We start from the raw sequence: 18,138 nt of genomic DNA, 5'->3' as shown, positions 1-18,138 counted from the left end.
TATTTCCATGATTTCTATCTGATACCGGTCACTTTTCAGGTCTCCTTCCGAGACTAACTTTGCTTCTTATAGACCTATGTCCATGCTAAGGTTAAAGCCGTTTTTAACTGCAGTTGGCGGAACATGAGCTACCAGGTACTTGCCCGTAAATGGCGCCCACGCACCTTTAAAGACATGGTGGGCCAGGAACACGTGCTCCAGGCGTTGATTCACGCCCTGGAAAGTCAGCGTTTGCACCACGCTTACCTGTTCACCGGTACCCGGGGAGTAGGCAAAACAACCATTGGCCGCCTCTTGGCCCGCTGTCTCAACTGTGAAACCGGTGTTACCCCCAATCCCTGTGGCGAATGTTCCAGTTGCAAGGAAATTCAGGAAGGCCGGTTTGTCGACCTGATCGAAATTGATGCCGCTTCCCGCACCGGCGTCGACGATATGCGGGAACTGACCGATAACGTCCAGTATTCGCCAAGCCGCGGCCGCTATAAGGTGTACCTCATTGACGAGGTGCACATGCTGACCAATCAGTCGTTCAACGCCTTCCTGAAAACCCTTGAGGAGCCGCCGGAGCACGTCAAATTCCTGCTGGCCACGACTGATCCCCAGAAACTGCCGGTGACGGTGCTATCCCGGTGTCTGCAGTTCAACCTCAAGCGGATGACGCCGGAACACATTGCCGGCCACCTGAGGCACGTGCTGGGCGCGGAGGAGATTCCGTTCGAGGAGCCGGCTCTCTGGCTCCTGGCCCGGGCAGCAGACGGCAGTATGCGGGATGCCCTGAGCCTGACCGACCAGGCCATTGCTTTTGGTAACCAGAAACTGGCGGCCAGTGATGTCAGCAATATGCTGGGCACCATTGATCAGCGTGATATTGAACGTATCGTGAATGCGCTGGTTGAAGGGGATGGCCCATCTTTACTGGCGGAAATCGGTCGGATTTCGGATTTTGCTCCGGATTACGGTGTGATTCTGGCGGATCTTCTTTCCCTGTTTCACCGGGTTACCATGGAACAGGTGGTACCCGGAAGCGCCGATAACTCCCTTGGTGATGCCGAACAGGTGCAGGCCCTGGCCCGCAAACTCAGTGCCGAAGACGCTCAGCTGTTCTACCAGTCTGCTCTGATTGGCCGCAAGGATCTGGCTATTACGCCGGATGCCCGGATGGGGTTCGAAATGACCCTGCTCAGGATGCTGGCGTTCCGGCCGGGTGCTGATTGCCGGGAGCCTCCTGCCATCAGCTCCGGCGGCCAAGGTGCCGCGTCCGAGCCACGGGATGAGCCCGACCCGGCGCCCGCTCGCAAGGCGAAAGCCGAGCAGCCAGAACCGGTACCTCCAAAACCTGAGCCGGCACCGGAAATGGATACCTCCGTATCGCGTGCGGCGATGGATCAGCCTGCCCAGCCAGAGCCAGTTCCAGACCCTGTACCGCAAGAATCCACTCCATTACCGGAGGACGACTCTTCGTGGCTGGCGAGTCTTGATGCACAGGCCCAGGCTGATGAGGAGTTTGACGATTCCTATCCATCCGGTCCGGAGCCTGCCATCGTGGAAGACCACGCCGCAGAAGCGGCGCCGGTCTCACAGCCAGAACCCGAACCAGAGCATCAGCCAGAACCGGAACTTCCCGTTAAATTGGACGGTGAGTTCCTGTGGCATCGCGATTTCCGGGACCTCGGCATTGTTGGCATGCCGGGCAACCTTGCCAGCCATGGCGCGATGAGCCAGGAGGGTAAAACGATTACTCTGACGATTGACGAGGGCCACGCCCGGTTGCTGAACAGCCGTCATGAGGAAAGAATTGTCGCGGGCTTGAGAAACCGGTTCGGTGACTCCATCCAATTACGTATAGAACAGGGCGACCCGGGACCGAACACACCTGCCGCTTACGAAGAGCGTGAGCGGAAGGCCCGGCAGAAAGCGGCGGAAACATCCATTCGGAAGGATCCGGTCGTACAGTCTATCGTTGAACGATTTGAGGCGCGGGTAGTCGAAGAGAGTATCCGGCCGATTGAGACAAGCAGGAGATAAGGCATGATGAACAATATGGGCGACATGATGAAAAAAGCCCAGAAAATGCAGGAAGAGATGCAAAAAGCCCAGGAAGAAATTGCGAAAGCGGAAGTGACCGGAGAAGCGGGCGCCGGGCTTGTAAAGGTCACCATGAACGGTCGCCACGATGTTCGCAAAGTGGATATTGACCCCTCGCTGATGTCTGAAGAAAAAGAGATCCTGGAGGATCTTCTGGCGGCTGCGGTGAATGATGCCGTACGCCGGGTTGAGGCCAACCAGAAGGACAAGATGTCCGGGATGATGTCGGGTATGGGCCTGCCCCCCGGCTTCAAGATGCCGTTCTGAATTTCATCCTGCCGCAGTCTGAGGACATTTCATGGCGTTCAGCCCCCTGGTTGACGAACTCGTCGAATCCCTTCGTTGCCTGCCCGGCGTCGGGCAAAAGACCGCCCAGCGTATGGCTTTTCATCTGCTGGAGCGGGGTCGTTCCGGTGGTGCCCGTCTTTCGGAGGCGCTGAACAAGGCCATGAATGGTGTGCGGCGGTGTGAAAGTTGCCAGAACTTTGCCGATACCGAGATCTGCGGCATCTGCGACAATCCACAGCGACGCACCGGCACATTGTGTGTAGTGGAGAGCCCGTCGGATCTTCTGGCTATCGAGCAGGCTGGCGATTACCGGGGGGGCTATTTCGTGCTGATGGGGCATCTGTCGCCCATTGACGGCGTTGGCCCCGAAGAAATTGGCATTGAGAGGTTGCTTAAGCGGGTTGGGGACGAAAGCGTTACCGAGCTGATTCTGGCAACTAATCCAACAGTGGAAGGCGAAGCTACCGCCCATTATATTGCGGACCGACTCGATGGCCGCGGGATTCTGATTACCCGGCTGGCCCACGGTATTCCGGTGGGTGGCGAGCTTGGCTATGTCGACGGCTTTACCCTGACCCACGCTTTTCGAGGCCGCAAACCTCTCTCCGAATAAATCTGACCAGGCATTTCTATGGATATTTCTGCCCAGGCCTCTGCGGCTGTTGACGTTCCTCCGGCACCTGCCAGCATTCACTGGATCCGGGAGCCGGAGGCACTGGATCAGTGGCTCGATCGCGCGCCCGGCAAGCCCTTGGCAATGGATACCGAATTTGAGCGGGTAAACACCTTTTATCCGATTCCGGGCCTGGTTCAGCTGGGGCTGGATGGCGAATTCTGCCTGGTGGATCCGGTCGTTGCCGAGCAGTCCCGCCGTTTCCGTGAGGTGTTGGCCGATCCGGCAACACCCAAGCTTCTGTATGCCATGAGTGAAGATCTGGAGCTGTTCCGCCAGTGGCTGAACCTTGAACCCACCGGTGTAATTGACCTGCAAATTGGTGCGGCCATGGCCGGCGCCGGGTTCTCCCTGGGCTATGCCAGGCTGGTGGAAACTCTCTTTGGCGAAACCCTCGACAAATCTGTGACCCGATCCGATTGGCTCACCCGGCCACTAAGTGAGGCGCAGCAGCGCTATGCCATTGAGGATATCCGCTTTCTAGAGCCTATGTACGAGTGGGTAACAGGCTTGCTGCGGGAGCGCGGCCTCGAGGCCGCGCTGACAGAGGAATCCACGCGGTTCGCCAACGAGCTGGCAGGGCAGGAAGATCCGGCCAACCATTACCTGAAGCTCCGGGGAGGCTGGACACTCACTCCCCAGCAACAGGGCGTGCTCCGGGAACTGGTTCGCTGGCGGGAGCTTGAATGCCAGAAACAGGACCGGCCGCGCAACCGGGTTCTCTCGGACGCTCTTTTGATCGCCATCGCCGAGAGCCTGCCGGGTACCCAGAGAGAGCTTTCAAACATTCAAGGGGTGCCTTCTGGCGCAGTTCGGCGCTATGGCGAGATCCTTATTGAGCTTGTTGGCAAAGGGGCAACAGCGGATAATTCCGGTCTGGAACGCATCGCACCGCCGTTGTCGAGGGATCAGCAGGGGTTCTATAAGCAGTTAAAGCGTCTATTCAGGAAAGCGGCAGAAGATGCTGATATTCCAATGGAATTGCTTGCGCCAAGAAAGCGGCTTGAGAAAGTGGTGCAGCATCGTGACTTGGCGCAACATGAATTTTTTCAGGGCTGGCGGGCGCAGATTCTGGCACCGGTTCGTCCTGATATCGAGGAATTACTGAAGTCATGAAAGAGCGGGAATTTGTCTCTGTATTTCGTAGTAGCAAAAAGAGCGACACCTACATTTTTGTCCGCCGTGGCCAGGAATGGGAGGAGTTGCCGGAAAGTCTGCGTGGCATTTTCGGTCAGCCGATTCATTCCATGGATCTGATCATGACGCCAGGCCGCAAGCTGGCAAGAACCACCGGCAAGCAGGTGCTTGAGGCCATTGGCGAGAAAGACTTTTTTCTCCAGATGCCTGAAGAGCAGGACGGCTATGTGGTGGACTTCAAGCGTAAGCCGGAGCAACGCAACCCATGAGTGCCCAGGTGCCGTTCTGGCAGCGCAAGCGCCTGGACGAAATGACACCTGAGGAATGGGAATCCCTGTGTGACGGCTGCGGAAAATGCTGTCTGAACAAACTTGAAGATGAAGATACCGGTGGTGTTTATCACACCGACCTGGTGTGCCGTTACATGGATGAAGAGACCTGCCGCTGTTCAGTTTATGATGAGCGGCTGGAAAAGGTCCCGGGCTGTACAGTGCTGACACCAGGCACCATCACGGACTACCATTGGTTACCTTATACCTGTGCCTACCGAACCCTGGCCGAAAGCCGGCCACTGGCGGATTGGCACCCGCTACGAAGCGGAGATCCCGATTCGGTGCATGAGGCGGGCGTTTCCATCCGCCATCGGGTTGTTTCAGAGGCCCGGGTGCCGGAAGAGGACTGGGAAGAACACATCATTTACTGGATTCTGTAATGATTGATACTGATGCACAAATGGCCTACGGGATTTTCTGGGCCGCCTACGCTATTGCCTTTGTTGTGTTCTTTTGCATGATGAAGAGCCTGATTCGTTTTCTGCCCTTGTATGGGCTCAGAACTCTTATACTTGCCGCGCTGGTAGCGCTGCTGCTGACCCCGGTGGAGTCCCCGGAGGTTGCTGACTGGTGGATTCCGGCCTGGTTGTATGGGGGCTATGAAATAATTCTTGGGGAGGCGGATGCCGCTGGCCGGGCGCTGTTCAACCTTGGCCTTGCGAGCCTGGTAATGCTGTTGGTCTGGGTGCTGGATCTGGTTCGTTATCGCCTGGTTCGTCGGTAACGCCAATCAATAATAAGAACGGATGGAAGCCTTGAGAGCCCTTAAACCGACATTACTCAGCCTGTTTGCACTGGTCCTTGTGTTCAACCTGCCCCAACCGGTAACTGCGCAGGAGGCTGACGGCGTTCAGCTGCCCCGGCAGTCGGATGTGCGGATTATCGTTGATATCTCCGGTTCCATGAAGGACACCGATCCGCAAAACGTGCGTCAGCCCGCGGTACGACTGCTTGCACGCCTCCTGCCGGAAGGTGCGACGGCTGGTGTCTGGACCTTCGGCCAGTATGTAAACATGCTGGTTCCACATCGTGAGGTGACCGATCAGTGGCGGGAAGCGGCCATTGAGCGCTCGAAGCAGATTAATTCCGTGGCCCTGAGAACCAATCTGGGTAAGGCCATTGAAGTCGCCAGTGATAGTTACTTTACCGATGGTGATCTGAGCAGAACGCACTTCATTCTGCTGACCGATGGCAAGGTGGATATTTCCGCTGACTCCGATGCAAATTCTGCCGAGGAGCAGCGGATCCTGGAAAAGATGGTTCCTGATTTGGTTGCCAGGGGCGCGACTTTCCACCCGGTAGCGCTTTCTGAAGCCGCGGATACGGACTTTCTGAGGGCGCTGGCTGCAAAATCCGGTGGCCGCTATCAGATCGCCGAAACTGCGGATGCCCTGAACCTTGCCTTTATGGAGGCCCTGAACACAGCAATTCCCCAGGAACAGATTCCGATTGAGGGCAACGGTTTTACTGTTGATGAGGGTGTTCGCGAATTTACCGCGCTGATCTTCTGGGGTGAAGCAGAAACCTCGGCCACGCGGGTGCTTGAACTGGTCCGTCCCGACGGCGAGGCGGTCAGTCTGGCGGATCTACCGGGTAACATTCGGTGGGCGCGGGAGGCCGGGTATGACCTGATTACCGTGGATGAGCCTTTGGCAGGCCAGTGGCAACTCAATGGAGAGCTGGGTGAGGGCAGCCGGGTAACGGTTGTCAGCAATCTGCAAATGGTGGTCAATCCGTTGCCAGCCACCTTCTCTGCGGAACGGCCGGTCGATCTCCGGATCGCCTTTTTTGAAGAACAGGAAAAAATCACCAATCCCGACTTTCTGGGAGTTCTGGACGTCGAGCTGACCATCACCTCCGAGGACGATCGAAGTGGAACGAAGGTCTTGTCAGCCGAGCAGCCACCGGAAGATGGTATCTACCGGGATTCAATCATCAGACTGCCGGCTACCGGCCTGTATCGGATTGATGTGGTTGCTGATGGCCAGACCTTCAGCCGAAAGTTCAGTGCAACTGTCGGGTATACGGTGCCGGAAGGCGCCGAGCCGGTAGCCGAGCCACTGGTAACGCCGCAGCCCGAGGCTGAAGTGTCAAAACCGGTTGCTGAACAGCCTGAGCCGGAGATTGCCCTGCCCATAGATGTAAGCCAGGTAGAGGAGCCTCCTGCGCCGATGGCAGTCCAGCCTGAGCCTCAGCAACCGGCACCACAGCCAACGGAGCCCGAAGAGAGAGCGGGAAGCTTTTCGGTATCCATGTGGGTGTTAGCTGCGGCCGGGGGTGGGCTTGCACTGCTTGCCGGCGCAGTATGGGTCGCCCTCCGTCTGCGCAAGAAGCGGCAGGCGGCCCAGGCGGAGGCCGCTGCTGAGCGGGAGACTCTGGAGGATTTGGAGGATAAGCCCGAGCCGGAACCGGAGCCTGAGCCTGAGCCTGAGCCAGAACCAGAGGACATTCCGGAGGTCACAGAGGAAGCAGCCTACGATGACATGTCAGAACAGGAAGCCGTGGTTGACGAGCACGAAGCGACACTGAAGGCTGAAGATGAATCGGAAGTAGAAATGGAAGAGGATATTCCGGTGGCTGATACGCTGGCGGAGGAAGCGCCGGCTGATTCGGACGAGGATATTCCGGAACTTGAAGACGTCGCCGACCCGTCTGATGCCGACGACCTGGAAGACGACGAGGATGAAGAATTCGGGCTTGAGGATTTTGACCTGTCCGAGTTCGACGATTTACCCGATTTCGACCAGGACGAATCCGAATTGCCGGATAACGATCCGAAAAAGAAATCCGACGACAAAGATCAGAAAAAGTAACCAACAGGAACCAGACCCATGAAGTTTACCGGTACCGAGAAATACGTAGCCACCGATGACCTGCAAATGGCCGTCAATGCCGCTATCACACTTCAGCGCCCGCTGCTGATCAAGGGTGAGCCAGGCACCGGGAAAACACTGTTGGCCGAAGAAATGGCCGAAGGCCTTGGAATGAAGCTGATTTCGTGGCACATCAAGTCCACCACCAAGGCCCAGCAAGGGCTTTATGAATACGATGCGGTATCACGCCTGCGGGACTCCCAGCTCGGCGATGAGAAGGTCAAGGACATCGGCAATTACATCGTCAAGGGTAAGCTGTGGGAGGCGTTTGAAGCCGACCAGCAGGTAGTTTTGTTGATCGACGAAATCGACAAGGCTGACATTGAATTCCCCAATGACCTCCTGCTTGAGCTCGATCGCATGGAGTTCTTTGTCTACGAGACACAGCAACTGGTTAAGGCAAAGCAGCGGCCGATCATAGTCATCACCAGTAACAACGAGAAGGAACTGCCTGACGCATTTCTGCGCCGCTGCTTCTTCCACTACATCAGCTTCCCGGATCATGACACCATGCAGAATATCGTGGATGTGCATTACCCGGGCTTGCAGCAGGAAATCGTTCGGGATGCGCTGGAAGTGTTCTTCGATGTGCGCAAGGTGCCGGGGCTCAAGAAAAAGCCTTCCACCTCTGAGCTGATTGACTGGCTAAAACTGTTGATGGCTGATGAGCTCTCGGCAAAGATGTTGCAGGAGAAAGATACCAGCTCGGCGTTACCGCCGCTGTACGGTGCCCTGGTGAAGAACGAGCAGGATGTGCACCTGTTGCAGAAGCTTGCATTCATGGCGCGTCGCCGCAGCTGATTCTCAGCAAGAACATTGGCAAGAGTCACGTTTTATGTTGATTGATTTTTTTCTCGAAGTCCGGCGCGCAAAGGTACCTGCCAGCCTGCGGGAGTTTCTGGACTTGTTGGAAGCGCTGCAGCACCGGCTCGCCTTTGCCGATATGGAAGAGTTCTATTACCTGGCCCGTCTCTGTCTGGTAAAAGATGAGCGCCACTTCGACAAGTTTGACCGGGCCTTCCAGGCGTATTTCGAGGGTATCCAGAACCTGGACGACCTGCTGGAAGCGCTGATTCCGGACGAATGGCTGAGGGCCGAGTTCGAAAAGCATCTGTCCGAGGAGGAGAAGGCCCAGATCGACTCTCTCGGTGGACTTGAGGAGCTGATTGATACGTTCAAGAAACGCATGGAAGAGCAAAAGGAGCGCCATGCCGGGGGTAACAAGTGGATCGGCACCGGCGGTACCTCGCCCTTCGGCGCTGATGGCTACAATCCCGAAGGCTTTCGGATTGGTCAGAAAAGCGGCCGCCATGGCAGAGCCGTAAAGGTCTGGGAGAAGCGCGAGTACAAAGACCTCGACGACAGCGTTACCCTGGGCATCCGCAATATCAAGGTGGCCCTCCGGCGTTTGAGAAAGTTTGCCCGCCAGGGAGCGGCTGACCAGCTGGATATGGACGACACCATCCGCTCTACCGCGCGAAATGCAGGTTACCTGGACTTGAAAATGGTGCCGGAGCGTCACAATGCGGTGAAAGTTCTGATCTTCTTCGACGTAGGCGGCTCCATGGATCCACACATTCGTGTTTGTGAGGAGCTGTTCTCGGCGGCGCGTCTCGAATTCAAGCATATGGAATATTTTTACTTCCACAACTTCATTTACGAGAGCGTCTGGAAGAAGAATATCCGCCGGACGAACGAGACCATGAGCACTTGGGATATTCTTCACAAATACACGCCGGACTACAAAGTCATCTTTGTGGGCGATGCCACCATGGCGCCCTATGAGATTTCCCACCCGGGTGGCTCAATCGAGCATTGGAATGAGGAAGCCGGTGCGACCTGGTTCCAGCGCATTTCCGATCACTTCCGCAAGGTGGTCTGGCTTAACCCGCTACCCGAAAGTTACTGGGGCAGTGGCGGCTCGCTGGCCATGACCCGGCAGTTGGTTAACGATCACATGTATCCGCTCACCGTTGAGGGCCTTGAATCGGCCATGAAGCAACTCAGCAAATAAAAAAGCCGATGCGGTTGAGGGCATCGGCAAAGCTCGGCATATCAAACGGGGGTTGCCTGCTAGGCTTTCCCGTCGCCTTCCATTGAGCAATTACAGGGCCAGTTAAAATAGACGTAATAAAATCAGATAGTTGGCGGTATCCGGATTCTGTTTCAGTGGCCCGGCTGCCCTGACCATTTCTGCCTCTGTTAAATAACTCGACACTCTCCGAACTTTCAGTTCAACAGTCCTCCTTATTTCTCTTCACTCCCTGTTTTCCATTTGGTGATCTGTATACCGTTCTTGGCGGTTACCAAGTGTTACGATTTCTGCCGATCTGTTACAGAAGTTTGCATGGGTTACTAAGGCAGGAGGCTTATGTTCGGCATACAACAAGCACAAAAGTGCCGGATTAACGAACACAGAGCGTTCACCGGCTGGTTAATTCTGTTCTTGCTGCTGCATGCTCCGACAATGGCAGCGACGGAGCTGGATGAGCAGATAGAGGAGCTGAGCGCCGAGGTTGCCGGGCACTCTGCCAGAGTCTTTGCTCTTGAACAGAAGCTACTGCATCCCGCCAATACCCGACTGGCAGTTTTTCTGACGCTCCAGAGCCGGGAGGCGCTTGATCTTGATTCGGTGGAGTTGTTCTTAAACGGCCAGCCAGTTGCTTCACATCTTTATACCGAGAGAGAACGTTCCTCCCTCGAACGGGGCGGGGTCCAGCAACTTTTCACGGGCAATCTCCAGAACGGGGAACACGAGCTCAAAACGGTTATAACTGCCCGTGCCGCCAATGATGATTTCGTTCGCCGCGAATCGGTACATCACTTCCGGAAACGCCCTGGTGCGCTTCGGTTACAGATGAGTCTGGAGGCACGTGCACCAGACTACGAACCCCGGGTTTCGTTTGTTGAGTGGAAGTAGGTTGCCATGACCCTTCGACTACGGCTCATTTTTTTATCGCTTCTGATCATTAGCCCGCTGATGATTTCTGCCGCTCCTGTGTTACCCGCCGATATCCGGGAGGGTCTGGAAGAATTCAGGCAGGCCAGTGGGGTGGGCTTGAATCTGGGCGAAAAACACCAGCAAGTGCTCTATCAGGATGCAGAAGAGGCTCGCTTGAGCGGCCAAGCGGACGATGCCGGGCGTGTCCTCGCTGGAATGAAAGAAGGCTACTGGGCGGCTGTGGGTTACCTCAATCTGTCTACCGATTATGCCAAGGAAGATCTAAACCCCGCTCGTGCGCTGGTCGCTCTGAGGGTCGCCCTGGCCATGCTGGAAGGCGACGCGGACTCCGCCCGCCGTGAACAGCTTCGGAATCGCCTGCTTGTTCGGGCCGGCCACCTTGCGTACCAGCACGGGGAGTACGAGAAAGCGATCGGTTTTCTGGAAAAGGTATCACTGGACAGTTTCAATACACCGAGGGCGCTTTACCTACATGGGCTTGCACTCTCGCAGCGGAGCAACCACCGTGCCGCCATGCAGAGTTGGCATCGTGCCAAGAAATATCCCTTGGCTTACCCAGGTGTTGCGGATGCCTGGATTGGGGTGGGCCGGGGATACGATCTTTCCGGTTACCTTGGACAGGCTGGAGAGGCTTACCTGGCGGCCAACGCAGCCTTTGAAAGTGAACGGGTGACCCTGCGCAAGCTGGCTGAAAAAATTCGGAACCAGGGGGCATACAAGACACTGGTAGAAGATGCGAGGGAAACCGGAGTTGACTGGTTCCTGGCAGACAGCCGGACACTGACCCAGCCGCGCATGGCCTATCTGCTGGGCTTTATCGAGCAGCCAGTCGCCCAGCATGCCGTGGGGCGGGTCGCTGCTCTGGCCGCGATGGCCGCGAGGCTTGCTGGTTACCAGAGGGATCTGGACGTCTTCGACAGCGCGCTAGCCGAGCAGATAGCCAGCGTTGAACGGCAAACTGCTTACGAACATACCGAAGCCCTCGCCAGTCAGGCGGCTGATCTCAGGGGCCGGATCGAGGGTTTGTCAGCTGAAGTGGCGGATTCCACAAACAAAAAACGGCTCTCCAGTCTGGCGCAAACCCTGGCGGATACTCAGGACCGGCTGGTCGATCTCGATCACCGGACATCCGGGCGACCGGAGGTGCTTCGGCAACTGCATGATCAGTCTCTCTCCCTGAAGAGCAGAAATGACGACCTGGTCTCGGCGGTGAATCGCCTGAGACAGAGAGCCGAGGAGGCCCTGAACAAACTGGCTCTGGATTACGTTGCCAGCCGTGATCGCCAGATGGCGTTCGCCCTGGATAAAACCGAGCAACAGATCGCTCACCTGTACGAATACCTTGCCCTACAGAACCTTGCCGACGTGGATTTGTCCGTTGACAAAGCCGGGGAGGGGCATCCGTGACCCGATTGATTTCAGCGCTTTTCACTGCCCTTTGTCTCGCCTCACCGGCGATGGCCCAGGAATCCTTCCGTGTCGAACTCGGACGCGATGGCGAAACCATCGGTGACATGCGCCCCGTTTTTCTGAAATTCGAAACCCGCCCCTTGCCGGCTATTTCGCCATCGGAAGTCGCACGCCGCTATCATCGGCTGTTTCTGAGCTCCGATGAGCCTGAGGTACGGATCGATGCCCTCAACCGTTTGAGCAACATTCGTGACGAATCCGGTGTGGACATCGGCTTCTCTCCGTCCGAGGAACGGAAGGTCTACCGCGAGGCCATCAGCAGCTACGAATCGATTCTGGAACGGGGCTCCTTTGGCGGACGGCTCGACGAGCTGCTGTACCAGATGGCCAAAGCCCATGCCTTGACAGGTCATCACGACGAATCGATCCAGCGCCTGAAACAGCTGGTAGGGCTATATCCTGATTCAGCGCTGGTCTCCGAGGCCAGATTTCGGATCGCCGAATCGGCCTTTGCGTCCGGTCGCTACGCCGAGGCAGAAACTGGCTATCAGCTTCTGGTTGAATCCGGCGAAAACGACGAACTCAGCGCCAAGGCCAGATATATGCTGGGCTGGAGTCAGTTCAAGCAGGGTGCCGGGGCCTGGGACCGGGCAGCCACTACCTTCGTCACGGCACTGGACAACTTTCTGCCGGACGCCGAAGGCGTGGAGAATGTCACCGAATCCAGTGTCGATACTATCGATGACACCTTCCGTGTGCTGGCCTTGATGGCAGCGAGACAGCGTGGCCCCGATACACTGATTTCCTGGCTGGACGAGACCCGGGTACGTCCCTGGACGCACCTTCTGTTTGACCGACTTGCGGATTATTACGCAGTGCAGGGGCAGACCGAGGCCAGTGTTGCCGTTAATGAGGCATTTATTCGCTACGCGCCGGATCACCCGGGGGTTGCCGCATTCATGTTGCAGGTAGTCGACGTCCGGCAGCGGGCAGGCCAGCCCGAACGGGTTCGTGGCGCGAGGGCAGAGTTCGTTGCGCGTTTCGGGTCAGACCCGGGCTACGATCGCCTCGACGTGAGCGAGCAGGAAAAATGGCAAAGCTTCAGTCGTATGCTGGCGGACTTTCAGTACAACCGGGGAACAAATTCGGCAACCACGGGCGATGTGACGACAGCAGAAGCGGCTTTTTCTTTGGCGGCGGGCTATTACGAGGGGCTTGCCCGGCGGTCAGTCCGGGCTGGTGAATTACTTCGGCTGGCGGGTGACGCGCGTCTCCAGGCAGGACAGTTTCCAGAGGCACTGGCCAACTTCAGGCGGGCCGCTTATGAGGTGGCGAATTACAGCGAGGCTGCTGATGCCGGATGGGCGGCCGTTTCGTTGCTACGGGAAGGCCTTGAGGGCGGACAAACCAGCCAGGGATTCGCCCAGGGGCTTGAGAAAGTTTCTGCCGAAGCTGATCGGTTTGCCGAACGTTTTTCCGGCGATGCCAGAAGTGCCGGACTGATGGCGGATTTGTCTGCCCGCTGGCTCGCCGCCGGCGAACACCGGCGCGCGCTGGATTACAGCGCTAGGGTCATTGCCAATGACGAAGCTTCACCCCGGGAACATTATGCGGCGTGGCAGGTAACCGCAAAAGTCCGACAGCAACAGAATGAATACGGTCTTGCAGAGAGGGCCTGGACGAAGGCTCTGGATCTGGCGGAAAGCAGCGACATCGGGAATCTCCCCAACAACCCGGTAGGGGCTGATGAGACAGCAAGCATCCGCAAACAGCTCGCCACGGTGGTGTACCGTCAAGGCGAGCGGGCCGCGGCCAATGGCAAGATCGAAGAGGCGGTCCGACACTTCCGTCGCGTCGGCTCTGTGCTGCCCGGGTCAGACCTGGCCATCAAGGGCCGCTACGACGCCGCCAACACCCTTCTGAAAGCGTTGGACTGGCCCCGGGCGATTGAAGATTTAAAGAGTTTCCGTTCAGACTTCCCCGGGCATGAACTGACATCGGGCATCAGTGAAAAGTTGGTGCACGCCTGGATTTCCTCCGGCCAGCCGGCGCTCGCTGCATCAGAACTCCTCCTGGTGGCCGAAGACCGACTTGCTCCCTGGCAATTTCGGCTCAGAGCCGCGGCATTGTTCCACGAGGCTGGCAATGTCGTGGAACGTAATGGGCTTTATCGTGACTATCTGGCCACTGACCCGGCGGCTGAAGATGGTTCGGGTCACCTGCAACTTCAGACCATGCGCCATCGTTTGACGGAATCCGGTGCTGAAGGGGATCACTGGCGAGAAGCCCTTGTCAGGGCAGAGTTGTACAGCGCGTGGCACAGTCCGGAGACCCTCAAGTGGTCTTCCCGTGCTTCGCTGGTTCTCGGTGCCCGTGCTGCTGCCGCGTTCACCAGCATTGAGCTGGTCCATCCCCTTGAAGACTCGCTGGCACTCAAGCGAAATGCGCTGGAAACCGCGCGTCAACGATTCCTGGATGCCGAGGCACTTGGCGGCGAGGCGGTGCGGTCTGAGTCTCTTTACCGCCGTGCGGAGCTGTATCGGGGGTTGGCCCGGGACCTTATGGCGTCATCAGTGCCGGCTGATCTGAACGAGCTGGAGACCATGCAATACCAGATGCTGCTCGAAGAGGAAGCCTACCCGTTTGAAGAGAAGGCAATTCGGCTGCACACCGAGAACCATCGGCAGATCACTTCCCGGGGATACGACGCATGGATTGGGCGAAGCCTGGATGTTCTCGCCGATCTGCATCCGGGGCGCTACCAGCGCAAGGTGAAATGGTTGAGCTGGAACATGGAGGCTGGTGATGGTGCGTAATGGCTGGTTGACGAGCGTGTTGGCATGGACTCTTCTGCTTGTTCTGCTGGGAGGCTGTGCCGGGCAGACGGTTCAAGAGCCCGAATCCGTGCAGACGAACCCGGAGTTGGCAAAAAGCTTCGCAAGAGAAGGGCAGCTGGCTTTGGAGCAGGGCCGCAAGAATGCCGCCGTCGAAGCGTGGCAGAAGGCGGTTGAGCTCGACCCGGGTAATGCGGTCGTCGTTAATAACCTGGCCCTGGTAATGAAAGATCAACACCGCTTTGCCGAAGCGGCAAAGCTTCTGGAGGCCGGTATTTCGGGCTCGCCGGACGTCGCAGAGCTGCATTACAACCTGGCGGTGATTGCTGAACTGTATCTGTTGGAACTCGATAAGGCGCTGACTCACTACAACCGTTACCGGGCACTGACGGAAGAAGACAACAAACTGGTCACCGGATGGATTGCCGATCTGGAACGGAGGCTGCAATAGATGCGCAACTACCTGCAGATAACCACAACAGGTGTGTTGTCAGTCGTTTTTGCCTGGCTGATAGTGCTGGCTTCGGTTAGTGCAGAGGCAAGCGGGGATGACACCGTTCGTCTGAGCGTTGAAGGCATATCGGCCAGTCTTGGCGAGGATGAGCCACGGGTACTTTACATATTGCCCTGGCAGGCGCCGAGTCTGCCAAAACGCCCCCGGGCAAAACTGGATGATACGGCGCCGGAACTGATGCGACCGGCAGACCCGGTAGCGCTGGAACGGCATCGCCTGTTTCGTGAAAACCTGAACCCCCTGATCCTGAGTCCCCTGATTTTCAGCCCCTCGGGGACTCAGCCATGACTGTGCAGTAATAACGGGAGAATAATCATGCTGGACACCATCGTACGTTTTTTCCAGGAAGGCGGCCCCTTCATGTACCCCATCGCCGTTGTGCTGGCGCTGGGCCTGGCCATTACCCTGGAACGGTTTTTCTACCTCTCCGGAGTCAGGAGTCGCAACCGGGCGGCCTTTGAGCGGGGCATCCTGCCCCTGCTGCAGAAGCGTGACTACCAACGGGCCATGAAAGCCGCTAGCAACTCCGACAGTGCCATTGCTTCCATCATGGGTGCAGGCATCGGCCGGTTGTTGAGTAACAGCCGGCGGGAAGATATTGAATACGCCATGGAGGAAGGTCTGATGGAAGTCCTTCCACGTTTGGAAAAGCGAACGCAATACCTGGCAACTCTGGCCAATATCGCCACTCTTTTGGGGCTTTTGGGGACGATCATCGGGTTGATAGCCGCTTTCACCGCAGTGGCGGCCGCAGATCCTTCTCAGAAGGCTAGCCTGCTATCAAGCAGTATTTCGGTTGCCATGAACACCACAGCCTTCGGGCTGATGTCGGCGATACCGTTGCTGATGTTCCATGCCGTGCTGCAAACCCGCACCAACGAAATCGTGGACAGTTTTGAAATGGCGGGTGTGAAACTGTTGAACATAGTTTCTGATCCTTCTTCCCAACCCGGTTCGAACCCCAATGCCCGGCCATCCGCAGCCTGAGTTTATGCTATGAGACGCCGACACCGCAGGCTGAGTACATCGCCGGATCTGGACATAACTGCCTTTCTGAACCTCATGATCGTTCTGGTGCCAGTTCTGTTGCTGGGCATGGTGTTCAGCCAGGTTCGCATGATCGAACTGAACTTTCCGGGAATGGAGGCCGGTCAGGCTCCGGAGGCGGATGAGTTTCGCCTGGTGGTTACACTGATTCCGGAGGGTATCGAAATTGCTGACAGCGACCGGGGGCTGATTCGTGTGCTTCCGAAAACACAGGGTACACAGGATTTTGAAGCGCTTCGTAACGTCCTTCGTCAGGTCAAAACCCGGGTGCCGGAGAAAACCGATGTGGTGCTGGAAGTCGGGCCCGATATCGATTACCAGACGCTGGTCACCGCCATGGATACGGTTCGCTCATACCCGGCCGTAGTCGCGGCCAGTGTGGTCGAGGGCGAGCTTTTTCCGGACGTTTCCCTGATGGATGCACCGGAGAACCGCCAGCTTGCCGCCGCTAACAGGGAAGTATCCGGGGAGGGCGTGTGAAGACTTCGCGAAAGGCCCGCAGGATCCAGCGACACCGTGGCCGCATGCACAAGCCGGGTGGCCTGAATCTGGTTTCGCTCATGGACATCTTTACCATTCTGGTTTTCTTCCTGATGGTGAATTCCTCCGATGTGAAAGTCATGCAGAACACCACCGATGTGCCTCTGCCCAAATCGACGGCACAGCAGGAAGCCGAAGAGAATCTGACGGTGCAGGTAACCGCCAACTCGATTCTTGTTCAGGGCAATGAAGTGGCCCGCTTGGACGGCATCGAAACGGGAGATACCCATATTTCCGGTTTATCGAAGGAACTGGCCTGGCGGCGTAACCGCTGGTCCGAGATCCCCGAGGAGGGGCTGCAGGTGACTATCATGGCTGGCCGTGATACCGATTACCGACTGCTCCGGAAAGTGATGCAGACCTGTGTTTACGAGCAATATCGACAGGTTCGGCTTGCGGTGGAAGGGGAAGCTCGCAATGGCTGATACCTTTTCTTCTGGGGCGCAATCCGCCGGGCTGCCATGGAGCCGGGATGCCGGTGAGACTCTCCGGTTTGGTGCCATTGTCGCGGTGATGCTGGCGCTATTACTGCCTCCGGCACTTTTGATTCCGACCCTGGACCTGCCGGACATTGAACGCAGTGAAGCCGAACAAATCCCACCAAGGCTTGCGCGCCTTGTTGAGAGGCCAAAGCCGGTTGCGACCCCTGAGCCTGTCAAGCCAGAGCCTGTTAAACCAGAGCCGGAGCCCGAGCCCGACGTTCAGAAAGATAAACCGGAAAAGCCGGCCCCCGAACCCGTCAAGGCTGAGCCGAAACCCGAACCCCGGCCGGAGCCCATCATTGCTCAGCCTGCCAGCCCACAGCAAACCGCCGAGCAGGCGAGGGAGAAGGCGTCCCGGTCGGGGCTGTTGGCGATGAAGGACCGGCTTGCCTCGCTCAGGGAGCCAGAGCCGGCGCCAACCAGGCAATTTGTGGTGAATACAGATTCCGATAGCGTGGCTAGCGACCTTGCCCCTGGGGATTCGGAAAAGGTGCTCCGTGGCAGCGGCGGGGTTACAGACGCCGTGGTCCCGGAAACCTTGGTGGATGTGGCCGGGCATGAGGTCAGGGAAGTCGAAGCGCCCGTTGAAGACACTCGTGGGGTAGTTGCCAAGCCTGCTGACCCCAGGCCGTCTCTGGGGGAACGGGCAATGAGCAATATTCGCAAGGTATTTGACGCCCAGAAAACCGCGCTTTATTCACTGTACCGGCGGGAGTTGCGGCAGGACCCAACACTTGAGGGCAAGGTATTGCTGGAGCTGGTTATCGAACCAGACGGTTCGGTATCGGCCTGTGAGGTTGTCAGTTCTGAACTGGGGCATCCCTCCCTGGAGCAGCGAATCGCCATGCGGGTACGGCTGTTCAACTTTGGTGCCGGCAAGGTCGAGACCCGTAAGGTGCGTTTCCCGATTGATTTCCTGCCCGGCTAGCCGGAAGGAAGGGGCAAGAGGGTACAGCCGTAC

19 protein-coding genes are annotated in these 18,138 nt (G+C 57.4%); all 19 read left to right on the top strand.

Annotated features, from left to right (window positions below):
* Window positions 1-123 precede the first annotated feature (123 nt).
* A complete protein-coding gene (gene dnaX / locus ACN0XM_RS10050; RefSeq protein ID WP_417566802.1) occupies window positions 124-2,025 on the top strand; it encodes a DNA polymerase III subunit gamma/tau in 1,902 nt (633 codons plus the stop codon).
* 3 nt (window positions 2,026-2,028) lie between these two features.
* On the top strand, window positions 2,029-2,352 hold the full coding sequence (locus tag ACN0XM_RS10045; protein ID WP_417566801.1) for a YbaB/EbfC family nucleoid-associated protein: 324 nt from the start codon (window positions 2,029-2,031) through the stop codon (window positions 2,350-2,352).
* Between the two features lie 31 nt (window positions 2,353-2,383).
* Window positions 2,384-2,986, top strand: coding sequence for a recombination mediator RecR (gene recR, locus ACN0XM_RS10040; RefSeq protein ID WP_417566800.1), 603 nt, complete (start codon window positions 2,384-2,386; stop codon window positions 2,984-2,986).
* Between the two features lie 18 nt (window positions 2,987-3,004).
* Entirely contained in the window at window positions 3,005-4,162 is a 1,158-nt protein-coding gene (locus ACN0XM_RS10035; RefSeq protein WP_417566799.1) for a ribonuclease D, read from the top strand.
* Entirely contained in the window at window positions 4,159-4,452 is a 294-nt protein-coding gene (locus ACN0XM_RS10030; RefSeq protein WP_417566798.1) for a YcgL domain-containing protein, read from the top strand. The genes ACN0XM_RS10035 and ACN0XM_RS10030 overlap by 4 nt, the downstream gene beginning before the upstream one ends.
* A complete protein-coding gene (locus tag ACN0XM_RS10025; protein WP_417566797.1) occupies window positions 4,449-4,895 on the top strand; it encodes a YcgN family cysteine cluster protein in 447 nt (148 codons plus the stop codon). The genes ACN0XM_RS10030 and ACN0XM_RS10025 overlap by 4 nt, the downstream gene beginning before the upstream one ends.
* Window positions 4,895-5,239: a hypothetical protein gene (locus ACN0XM_RS10020; RefSeq protein WP_417566796.1), complete on the top strand. Its 345-nt coding sequence runs from the start codon at window positions 4,895-4,897 to the stop codon at window positions 5,237-5,239. The genes ACN0XM_RS10025 and ACN0XM_RS10020 overlap by 1 nt, the downstream gene beginning before the upstream one ends.
* 22 nt (window positions 5,240-5,261) lie before the next feature.
* Window positions 5,262-7,328 carry a VWA domain-containing protein gene (locus ACN0XM_RS10015; protein WP_417566795.1) on the top strand — a complete coding sequence of 689 codons (2,067 nt, stop codon included), beginning with the start codon at window positions 5,262-5,264 and terminating at the stop codon, window positions 7,326-7,328.
* Between the two features lie 18 nt (window positions 7,329-7,346).
* Entirely contained in the window at window positions 7,347-8,189 is an 843-nt protein-coding gene (locus ACN0XM_RS10010; protein WP_417566794.1) for an AAA family ATPase, read from the top strand.
* 34 nt (window positions 8,190-8,223) lie between these two features.
* Entirely contained in the window at window positions 8,224-9,402 is a 1,179-nt protein-coding gene (locus ACN0XM_RS10005) for a vWA domain-containing protein (protein WP_417566793.1), read from the top strand.
* Window positions 9,403-9,759: 357 nt separating this feature from the next.
* Window positions 9,760-10,308 (top strand): AraC family transcriptional regulator, encoded by a 549-nt coding sequence (locus tag ACN0XM_RS10000; RefSeq protein ID WP_417566792.1) that lies wholly within the window; start codon window positions 9,760-9,762, stop codon window positions 10,306-10,308.
* A 6-nt stretch (window positions 10,309-10,314) separates the two neighbouring features.
* Window positions 10,315-11,757 (top strand): hypothetical protein, encoded by a 1,443-nt coding sequence (locus ACN0XM_RS09995; RefSeq protein WP_417566791.1) that lies wholly within the window; start codon window positions 10,315-10,317, stop codon window positions 11,755-11,757.
* Entirely contained in the window at window positions 11,754-14,576 is a 2,823-nt protein-coding gene (locus ACN0XM_RS09990) for a tetratricopeptide repeat protein (protein WP_417566790.1), read from the top strand. Before ACN0XM_RS09995 ends, ACN0XM_RS09990 begins: the two co-directional genes overlap by 4 nt.
* 88 nt (window positions 14,577-14,664) lie before the next feature.
* Entirely contained in the window at window positions 14,665-15,045 is a 381-nt protein-coding gene (locus ACN0XM_RS09985; RefSeq protein WP_417566789.1) for a tetratricopeptide repeat protein, read from the top strand.
* Window positions 15,046-15,396, top strand: coding sequence for a hypothetical protein (locus tag ACN0XM_RS09980; protein WP_417566788.1), 351 nt, complete (start codon window positions 15,046-15,048; stop codon window positions 15,394-15,396).
* Window positions 15,397-15,423: 27 nt separating this feature from the next.
* Window positions 15,424-16,095 (top strand): MotA/TolQ/ExbB proton channel family protein, encoded by a 672-nt coding sequence (locus ACN0XM_RS09975; RefSeq protein ID WP_417566787.1) that lies wholly within the window; start codon window positions 15,424-15,426, stop codon window positions 16,093-16,095.
* 9 nt (window positions 16,096-16,104) lie between these two features.
* Complete coding sequence (locus tag ACN0XM_RS09970; protein WP_417566786.1) at window positions 16,105-16,635, top strand: ExbD/TolR family protein; 531 nt, start codon at window positions 16,105-16,107, stop codon at window positions 16,633-16,635.
* Window positions 16,632-17,120 carry an ExbD/TolR family protein gene (locus tag ACN0XM_RS09965; RefSeq protein WP_417566785.1) on the top strand — a complete coding sequence of 163 codons (489 nt, stop codon included), beginning with the start codon at window positions 16,632-16,634 and terminating at the stop codon, window positions 17,118-17,120. The genes ACN0XM_RS09970 and ACN0XM_RS09965 overlap by 4 nt, the downstream gene beginning before the upstream one ends.
* Window positions 17,113-18,105, top strand: a complete 993-nt coding sequence (locus tag ACN0XM_RS09960) for an AgmX/PglI C-terminal domain-containing protein (RefSeq protein ID WP_417566784.1) — start codon at window positions 17,113-17,115, stop codon at window positions 18,103-18,105. The genes ACN0XM_RS09965 and ACN0XM_RS09960 overlap by 8 nt, the downstream gene beginning before the upstream one ends.
* Window positions 18,106-18,138: the final 33 nt, after the last annotated feature.

The sequence above is a fragment of the Marinobacter sp. genome (assembly GCF_048269445.1).
Lineage (GTDB): Bacteria > Pseudomonadota > Gammaproteobacteria > Pseudomonadales > Oleiphilaceae > Marinobacter.
The sequence above is the reverse complement of the archived record's forward strand: the minus strand, read 5'-3'. Positions and strand labels throughout refer to the sequence as shown.

What these genes read in the sequence shown, in the direction of transcription:
- ACN0XM_RS09960 (WP_417566784.1), top strand. Translation starts at nt 17,113, where the DNA reads ATGGCTGATACCTTTTCTTCTGGGGCGCAATCCGCCGGGCTGCCATGG.
- ACN0XM_RS10005 (WP_417566793.1), top strand. Translation starts at nt 8,224, where the DNA reads ATGTTGATTGATTTTTTTCTCGAAGTCCGGCGCGCAAAGGTACCTGCC.
- ACN0XM_RS10020 (WP_417566796.1), top strand. Translation starts at nt 4,895, where the DNA reads ATGATTGATACTGATGCACAAATGGCCTACGGGATTTTCTGGGCCGCC.
- ACN0XM_RS09970 (WP_417566786.1), top strand. Translation starts at nt 16,105, where the DNA reads ATGAGACGCCGACACCGCAGGCTGAGTACATCGCCGGATCTGGACATA.
- ACN0XM_RS10015 (WP_417566795.1), top strand. Translation starts at nt 5,262, where the DNA reads ATGGAAGCCTTGAGAGCCCTTAAACCGACATTACTCAGCCTGTTTGCA.
- ACN0XM_RS10035 (WP_417566799.1), top strand. Translation starts at nt 3,005, where the DNA reads ATGGATATTTCTGCCCAGGCCTCTGCGGCTGTTGACGTTCCTCCGGCA.
- ACN0XM_RS09980 (WP_417566788.1), top strand. Translation starts at nt 15,046, where the DNA reads ATGCGCAACTACCTGCAGATAACCACAACAGGTGTGTTGTCAGTCGTT.
- ACN0XM_RS09995 (WP_417566791.1), top strand. Translation starts at nt 10,315, where the DNA reads ATGACCCTTCGACTACGGCTCATTTTTTTATCGCTTCTGATCATTAGC.
- ACN0XM_RS10045 (WP_417566801.1), top strand. Translation starts at nt 2,029, where the DNA reads ATGATGAACAATATGGGCGACATGATGAAAAAAGCCCAGAAAATGCAG.
- ACN0XM_RS10030 (WP_417566798.1), top strand. Translation starts at nt 4,159, where the DNA reads ATGAAAGAGCGGGAATTTGTCTCTGTATTTCGTAGTAGCAAAAAGAGC.
- ACN0XM_RS09975 (WP_417566787.1), top strand. Translation starts at nt 15,424, where the DNA reads ATGCTGGACACCATCGTACGTTTTTTCCAGGAAGGCGGCCCCTTCATG.
- ACN0XM_RS10010 (WP_417566794.1), top strand. Translation starts at nt 7,347, where the DNA reads ATGAAGTTTACCGGTACCGAGAAATACGTAGCCACCGATGACCTGCAA.
- dnaX (WP_417566802.1), top strand. Translation starts at nt 124, where the DNA reads ATGAGCTACCAGGTACTTGCCCGTAAATGGCGCCCACGCACCTTTAAA.
- recR (WP_417566800.1), top strand. Translation starts at nt 2,384, where the DNA reads ATGGCGTTCAGCCCCCTGGTTGACGAACTCGTCGAATCCCTTCGTTGC.
- ACN0XM_RS10025 (WP_417566797.1), top strand. Translation starts at nt 4,449, where the DNA reads ATGAGTGCCCAGGTGCCGTTCTGGCAGCGCAAGCGCCTGGACGAAATG.
- ACN0XM_RS10000 (WP_417566792.1), top strand. Translation starts at nt 9,760, where the DNA reads ATGTTCGGCATACAACAAGCACAAAAGTGCCGGATTAACGAACACAGA.